This window comes from Pseudomonas sp. NPDC087029 (assembly GCF_044745345.1).
Taxonomy (GTDB): domain Bacteria; phylum Pseudomonadota; class Gammaproteobacteria; order Pseudomonadales; family Pseudomonadaceae; genus Aquipseudomonas; species Aquipseudomonas faucium.
In genome coordinates this window covers 61,397-67,780 of sequence record NZ_JBIVAB010000023.1, presented here as the reverse complement: position 1 = coordinate 67,780, position 6,384 = coordinate 61,397, and the positions used below count along the sequence as shown (strand labels likewise).

General features: G+C 57.6%; 8 protein-coding genes and 4 tRNA genes. All 12 read left to right on the top strand.

The window, feature by feature from the left end; all coding sequences use genetic code 11:
- The first annotated feature begins 202 nt into the window (after positions 1–202).
- The 12 genes from birA to rplA all read left to right on the top strand — a co-directional run bounded on the left by birA (position 203) and on the right by rplA (position 6,378).
- The gene (gene birA / locus ACIPG5_RS24560; RefSeq protein WP_401378623.1) at positions 203–1,162 is read left to right on the top strand and encodes a bifunctional biotin--[acetyl-CoA-carboxylase] ligase/biotin operon repressor BirA; all 960 of its coding nucleotides are present in this window, start codon (positions 203–205) and stop codon (positions 1,160–1,162) included.
- A complete protein-coding gene (locus ACIPG5_RS24555; RefSeq protein ID WP_176518255.1) occupies positions 1,152–1,901 on the top strand; it encodes a pantothenate kinase in 750 nt (249 codons plus the stop codon). Before birA ends, ACIPG5_RS24555 begins: the two co-directional genes overlap by 11 nt.
- A gap of 7 nt (positions 1,902–1,908) precedes the next feature.
- On the top strand, positions 1,909–2,334 hold the full coding sequence (locus ACIPG5_RS24550; protein ID WP_176518254.1) for a hypothetical protein: 426 nt from the start codon (positions 1,909–1,911) through the stop codon (positions 2,332–2,334).
- Positions 2,335–2,486: 152 nt separating this feature from the next.
- Positions 2,487–2,570, top strand: a tRNA-Tyr gene (locus ACIPG5_RS24545).
- 24 nt (positions 2,571–2,594) lie between these two features.
- A tRNA-Gly gene (locus ACIPG5_RS24540) sits at positions 2,595–2,668 on the top strand.
- Between the two features lie 29 nt (positions 2,669–2,697).
- Positions 2,698–2,773: transfer RNA gene (locus tag ACIPG5_RS24535), tRNA-Thr, on the top strand.
- 79 nt (positions 2,774–2,852) lie between these two features.
- The gene (tuf, locus tag ACIPG5_RS24530) at positions 2,853–4,046 is read left to right on the top strand and encodes an elongation factor Tu (protein ID WP_016497741.1); all 1,194 of its coding nucleotides are present in this window, start codon (positions 2,853–2,855) and stop codon (positions 4,044–4,046) included.
- Between the two features lie 54 nt (positions 4,047–4,100).
- Positions 4,101–4,176: transfer RNA gene (locus ACIPG5_RS24525), tRNA-Trp, on the top strand.
- A gap of 44 nt (positions 4,177–4,220) precedes the next feature.
- Complete coding sequence (gene secE, locus ACIPG5_RS24520; protein ID WP_008089117.1) at positions 4,221–4,589, top strand: preprotein translocase subunit SecE; 369 nt, start codon at positions 4,221–4,223, stop codon at positions 4,587–4,589.
- Between the two features lie 9 nt (positions 4,590–4,598).
- A complete protein-coding gene (nusG, locus tag ACIPG5_RS24515) occupies positions 4,599–5,132 on the top strand; it encodes a transcription termination/antitermination protein NusG (RefSeq protein WP_003255501.1) in 534 nt (177 codons plus the stop codon).
- Between the two features lie 119 nt (positions 5,133–5,251).
- Complete coding sequence (gene rplK / locus ACIPG5_RS24510; protein ID WP_003255500.1) at positions 5,252–5,683, top strand: 50S ribosomal protein L11; 432 nt, start codon at positions 5,252–5,254, stop codon at positions 5,681–5,683.
- Entirely contained in the window at positions 5,683–6,378 is a 696-nt protein-coding gene (gene rplA, locus ACIPG5_RS24505) for a 50S ribosomal protein L1 (RefSeq protein WP_176518112.1), read from the top strand. Before rplK ends, rplA begins: the two co-directional genes overlap by 1 nt.
- Positions 6,379–6,384 lie beyond the last annotated feature (6 nt).

Here is a 6,384-nt window from a genome sequence, read left to right as displayed (position 1 = left end):
TGGTAGTGTGGGGTTTCCCCATGTGAGAGTAGGTCATCGTCAAGATTCATTTCGCAAAACCCCTATCTGCGCGAGCAGGTAGGGGTTTTGTCTTTGGCGTGCAGAAAATCTGGCCTCCCGGCGCTTTGCCCGGGTGCCCTTTTCCTATGCAAGCCCACGACCCATAGCTATCATGCCAGCCTTATTCCAAGTCGAGACTGGCATGCTGAAGTTGTTGAATCTCCTCAAGGATGGCCGGTTCCATTCCGGTGAAGCCTTGGGGGCAGCCCTCGGTGTAAGTCGCAGCGCCGTCTGGAAGCAGCTGCAGCACCTGGAGAGTGAGCTGAACCTCACCATTCACAAGGTTCGCGGGCGCGGTTACCAGCTTGCGGCTCCCCTGGCGCTGCTCGATGCGCAGGCCATTGCCGAGTGCGGCGAGGGCGAGCAGTGGCCCGTTTTCATCCATGACAGCATCGATTCGACCAATGCGGAGGGCTTGAGGCTCGCCGGCCTTGGTCAGGTCGCGCCATTCCTGGTGCTGGCAGAGCGTCAGAGCGCCGGGCGCGGTCGCCGCGGTCGTCACTGGGTAAGTCCTTTTGGTGAAAACCTCTATTACAGCCTTGTCTTGCGGGTAGACGGCGGCATGCGCCAGCTCGAGGGTTTGAGCCTGGTAGTGGGCTTGGCGGTCATGCGTACGCTGCAGGCTTTCGGCGTGAAGGAAGTCGGGCTTAAATGGCCCAATGATGTACTTGTGCGCGGGCGCAAGATAACCGGCATCCTCCTGGAGCTGGTCGGCGACCCGGCTGATGTCTGCCATGTTGTGCTGGGTATCGGCATCAATGTGAACATGCAGACCAATGACCAGGTTGACCAGGCGTGGACCTCGATGCGCCGGGAAACGGGCGCAGCGATTGATCGTAACCGCTTGGTGGCACTGCTCAGCCAGCAGCTGCAGCATGAATTGGCGCGCCATCGCCGCTATGGTTTCGCCGCTTTCCAGGAAGAATGGGAGCAGGCGCATCTCTGGCAAGGGTGTAACGTATCGCTCATCGCCGGCAGCACTCATATAGAAGGTGTGGTGTTGGGGGTGGACGGGCAGGGCGGCTTGCGTCTGGAAGTCGACGGTGTTGAAAAGAGCTTCAGCGGTGGAGAGCTCAGTTTGAGGTTGCGAGATGATTCTTGAGCTCGATTGCGGTAACAGTTTCATCAAGTGGCGCGTGATCCACACTGGCGACGCCACCATGGTGCGCGGCGGCATTGTCGATTCCGATCAATCGCTGATTGCCCAGGTGAGTGCCTTGGCCTCGGTGCGGCTATCCGCTTGCCGTATCGTCAGCGTGCGCAGCGAAGAAGAAACCGCGGCACTGTGCGCATTGATTGCACATGCCTTTAGTGTCACGGCGCGAGTTGCGCAGCCAGCTCAGTCGATGGCCGGCGTGCGCAACGGCTACGAAGACTATCAGCGCCTGGGCATGGACCGCTGGTTGGCCGCACTGGGTGCCTACCACCTGGCCAAAGGCGCTTGTCTGGTGATCGACCTGGGTACCGCGGCCAAGGCCGACTTCGTCTCTGCCGATGGCGAGCACCTGGGCGGGTATATCTGCCCCGGCATGCCGCTGATGCGCAGCCAGTTGCGTACCCACACCCGTCGCATCCGCTACGACGATGCCTCGGCTGAGCGGGCTCTGGCCAGTCTCGGCCCCGGGCGTTCTACGGTCGAGGCCGTGGAGCGGGGTTGCGTGCTGATGTTGCAGGGCTTTGCCTGCGCTCAGCTAGAGCAGGCGCGTGCGCTGTGGGGCGAAGCTTTCACCGTGTTCCTTACCGGTGGCGATGCGCCCCTGGTGCGTGATGCCATACCACAGGCGCGCGTGGTTCCCGACCTGGTATTCGTTGGCCTGGCAATGGCCTGTCCGCTGGACTGAGGTGCTTATGCGTTGGTTGTTTCTGCTGTTGCTGGTGCTCAATGCCTTCTATTACATCTGGCACCAACAGGAAGCCCCGCTGAAAGCCAAGGATGTCGCCCCGCTGTCGCTGTACAAAGGGAGTCAGCAGGAGATCCGTCTGTTACGCGAAACCGGTGCTTTGGCGCCGGCTCAGCGCCGCGATGAATGCCTGGTCGTGGGTGGCCTGCCTGGTCGGGAGCAGCTCGATGCGCTTCGCCAGCGGCTGTTGAGCCTGGATATCAGCGCTGCGCCAGTGGCGGGGCAGCTGCCAGGCGCCGAGGGTTTGTGGCTCAAGATAGCCCCTGATAGCGAGCGTTTGCTGGACCAAACCGTGCTCGCGACTCTTTCCAATGATTTCAAAGACTTAAAACATAAAATTATTTTCTGCCAGGGTATTGCAACTGGCGAATAGCTTGATAGAATGGCGCCCGCTTCACAGGGAACACCACTCAGGTGGCAGAACTGGAAGCGGTGTCAAAGCAGCTAAGTTTCAGATTTGATTGAAAAAATTTGAAAAAACGCTTGACACTAGGACGGCAGACGAATAGAATGCCGGCCACATCTGGAGGGATTCCCGAGCGGTCAAAGGGGACGGACTGTAAATCCGTTGCGAGAGCTTCGAAGGTTCGAATCCTTCTCCCTCCACCAGTTTTAGCGAGAGCTGCAAGCTCCGCGGGTATAGTTTAGTGGTAGAACCTCAGCCTTCCAAGCTGATGATGCGGGTTCGATTCCCGCTACCCGCTCCAAGTTTGCTGGTTTTTGCACAATGTGTTTCGCTCTTGTAGCTCAGTTGGTAGAGCACACCCTTGGTAAGGGTGAGGTCAGCGGTTCAAGTCCGCTCAAGAGCTCCATATAAACAAGGCAGATATGAAAATATCTGCCTTTGTTTTATCAGCGTTGTGACTATTTCTTCTGCGGAGGATTGTATCGATGGCTAAGGAAAAGTTTGATCGTTCCCTTCCCCACGTTAACGTCGGCACTATCGGCCACGTTGACCACGGTAAGACCACTCTGACCGCAGCTCTGACTCGCGTCTGCTCCGAAGTTTTCGGTTCGGCAGTCGTTGAGTTCGACAAGATCGACTCGGCTCCGGAAGAAAAAGCGCGCGGTATCACCATCAACACCGCTCACGTCGAGTACAACTCGAACATTCGTCACTACGCTCACGTTGACTGCCCAGGTCACGCTGACTACGTGAAGAACATGATCACCGGTGCTGCCCAGATGGACGGCGCGATCCTGGTTTGCTCGGCCGCCGATGGTCCGATGCCACAAACCCGTGAGCACATCCTGCTGTCCCGTCAGGTTGGCGTTCCGTACATCGTGGTCTTCCTGAACAAGGCTGACCTGGTAGATGACGCTGAGCTGCTGGAACTGGTCGAGATGGAAGTTCGCGACCTGCTGTCCACCTACGACTTCCCAGGCGACGACACTCCGATCATCATCGGTTCCGCTCGTATGGCCCTGGAAGGCAAAGACGACAACGAAATGGGCACCACCGCTGTCAAGCGTCTGGTTGAAACTCTGGACAGCTACATCCCAGAGCCAGAGCGTGCTATCGACAAGCCGTTCCTGATGCCGATCGAAGACGTATTCTCGATCTCGGGTCGTGGTACCGTTGTTACCGGCCGTATCGAGCGTGGTATCGTCCGCGTTCAGGATCCGCTGGAAATCGTTGGTCTGCGTGACACCACCACCACCACCTGCACCGGCGTTGAGATGTTCCGCAAGCTGCTGGACGAAGGTCGTGCTGGCGAGAACTGCGGCGTGCTGCTGCGCGGCACCAAGCGTGACGACGTTGAGCGTGGCCAGGTTCTGGTCAAGCCAGGTTCGGTCAAGCCGCACACCAAGTTCACCGCAGAAGTCTACGTCCTGTCGAAGGAAGAAGGCGGCCGTCACACTCCGTTCTTCAAAGGCTACCGTCCTCAGTTCTACTTCCGTACCACTGACGTGACCGGTAACTGCGAACTGCCGGAAGGCGTTGAAATGGTAATGCCAGGTGACAACATTCAGATGACTGTCACCCTGATCAAGACCATCGCAATGGAAGACGGTCTGCGCTTCGCTATCCGTGAAGGCGGTCGTACCGTCGGCGCCGGCGTCGTGGCAAAAATTATTGAATAAGTAGTTGATTTACTTGATCAGGCCGGTATAATGGCCGGCCTGATACAGCGTTACAGGTCAGTAGCTCAATTGGCAGAGCGACGGTCTCCAAAACCGTAGGTTGGGGGTTCGATTCCCTCCTGACCTGCCATTCACCTCAGTGTGATTGGCTTTCTTCTTACAGGATCCTCCCCGATGACTCCCAAAACTGAAGCCCAAGAATCGCGTTTTGATCTGTTCAAGTGGCTGGCTGTAGTGGCTTTGGTTGTTGTTGGTGTCGTGGGTAATCAATATTACTCCGCCTCCCCAATCCTGTACCGCGTTCTCGCACTGCTCGCCCTGGCTGCTGTCGCAGGCTTTGTTGCCCTGCAGACTGCGAAGGGTAAGTCGTTCTTTGCGCTGGCGAAGGAAGCTCGTACTGAGATCCGTAAAGTCGTGTGGCCGACCCGCCAGGAAACCACCCAGACCACGCTGATTGTCGTGGCTGTCGTGCTGGTTATGGCACTGCTGCTGTGGGGTCTCGATTCCCTGCTCGGCTGGGCGGTCTCCCTGATCGTTGGCTAAAGGTGTCCCGTGGCTAAGCGTTGGTATGTTGTGCATGCTTACTCGGGTTACGAGAAGCATGTAATGCGCTCCCTGATCGAGCGCGTCAAGCTGGCTGGCATGGAGGACGGTTTCGGCGAGATCCTGGTCCCGACCGAAGAAGTCGTCGAAATGCGCAACGGCCAGAAGCGCAAGAGTGAGCGTAAATTCTTCCCTGGCTATGTACTGGTCCAGATGGAGATGAACGAAGGGACTTGGCACTTGGTCAAGGACACCCCTCGTGTGATGGGCTTTATCGGTGGTACTGCAGACAAGCCTGCACCGATTACCGATAAAGAAGCTGAAGCTATCCTGCGTCGCGTAGCCGACGGCAGTGACAAGCCGAAGCCCAAGACGCTGTTCGAGCCAGGTGAAGTGGTTCGTGTCATTGATGGTCCGTTCGCTGACTTCAATGGTAGTGTCGAAGAAGTTAACTACGAAAAGAGTCGCCTCCAGGTGGCGGTGCTCATTTTCGGTCGCTCTACTCCGGTGGAGCTCGAGTTCAGCCAGGTCGAAAAGGTCTAGGCGGACGCAGCATCCCATACCCCGCAGCCCTGTGTGCTGCGGGGTTTTGTCGTCACTGGGATAAAACGCAAGTAATCCGGGGAGCCATCTGGCGTTCGTACCCGATATTGGAGTAGCTCATGGCTAAGAAGATTCAGGCTTACATCAAGCTGCAAGTTAAGGCCGGCCAGGCCAACCCAAGCCCACCCGTTGGTCCAGCACTGGGTCAACATGGTGTGAACATCATGGAATTCTGCAAGGCCTTCAACGCCCGTACTCAGGGTCAAGAAGCCGGCCTGCCGACTCCTGTGATCATCACTGTCTACAGCGACCGTAGCTTCACTTTCGAGACCAAGAGCACCCCTGCCTCGGTTCTGCTGAAGAAAGCTGCTGGCCTGACCAGTGGTTCGGCTCGCCCGAACACCGTTAAAGTCGGTACCGTTACCCGCGCTCAGCTGGAAGACATCGCCAAAGCTAAACAGGCTGATCTGACCGCTGCTGACCTGGACGCTGCTGTACGCACCATCGCTGGCTCTGCCCGCAGCATGGGCCTGAACGTGGAGGGTGTGTAATGGCTAAGCTGACCAAGCGCCAAAAGGCCATCGCTTCGAAAATCGAAGCTGGCAAAGTTTACAACTTCGAAGAAGCAGCCGTGCTGCTGGCTGAGCTGTCCACCGTGAAGTTCAGCGAATCCTTCGACGTTGCCGTCAACCTCGGCGTTGACCCACGTAAATCCGACCAGGTCGTTCGTAGCGCTACCGTGCTGCCACACGGCACTGGCAAGACCGTACGTGTTGCTGTCTTCACCCAGGGTCCAGCTGCTGAAGCCGCTCTGGCTGCCGGCGCTGACCGCGTAGGTATGGACGATCTGGCTGCCGAAATGAAAGGCGGCGACCTGAACTATGACGTCGTCATCGCATCGCCTGATGCCATGCGCGTTGTAGGTCAGCTGGGTCAGGTTCTGGGTCCTCGCGGCCTGATGCCTAACCCGAAAGTGGGTACCGTGACTCCAGACGTAGCCGGCGCTGTCAAAAACGCCAAGGCTGGTCAGGTTCGCTACCGTACCGACAAAAACGGTATCATCCACACCTCCGTTGGCAAGGTCGGCTTCGAAGCTGGCAAGCTGAAGGAAAACGTTGAAGCCCTGATCGCTGATCTGAAGCGTATCAAGCCGGCTTCCTCGAAAGGTATCTACGTCAAGCGCGTTACCCTGAGCACCACCATGGGCCCAGGTCTGGTCATCGACCAGAGCTCGCTGAACGCGTAAGACCAT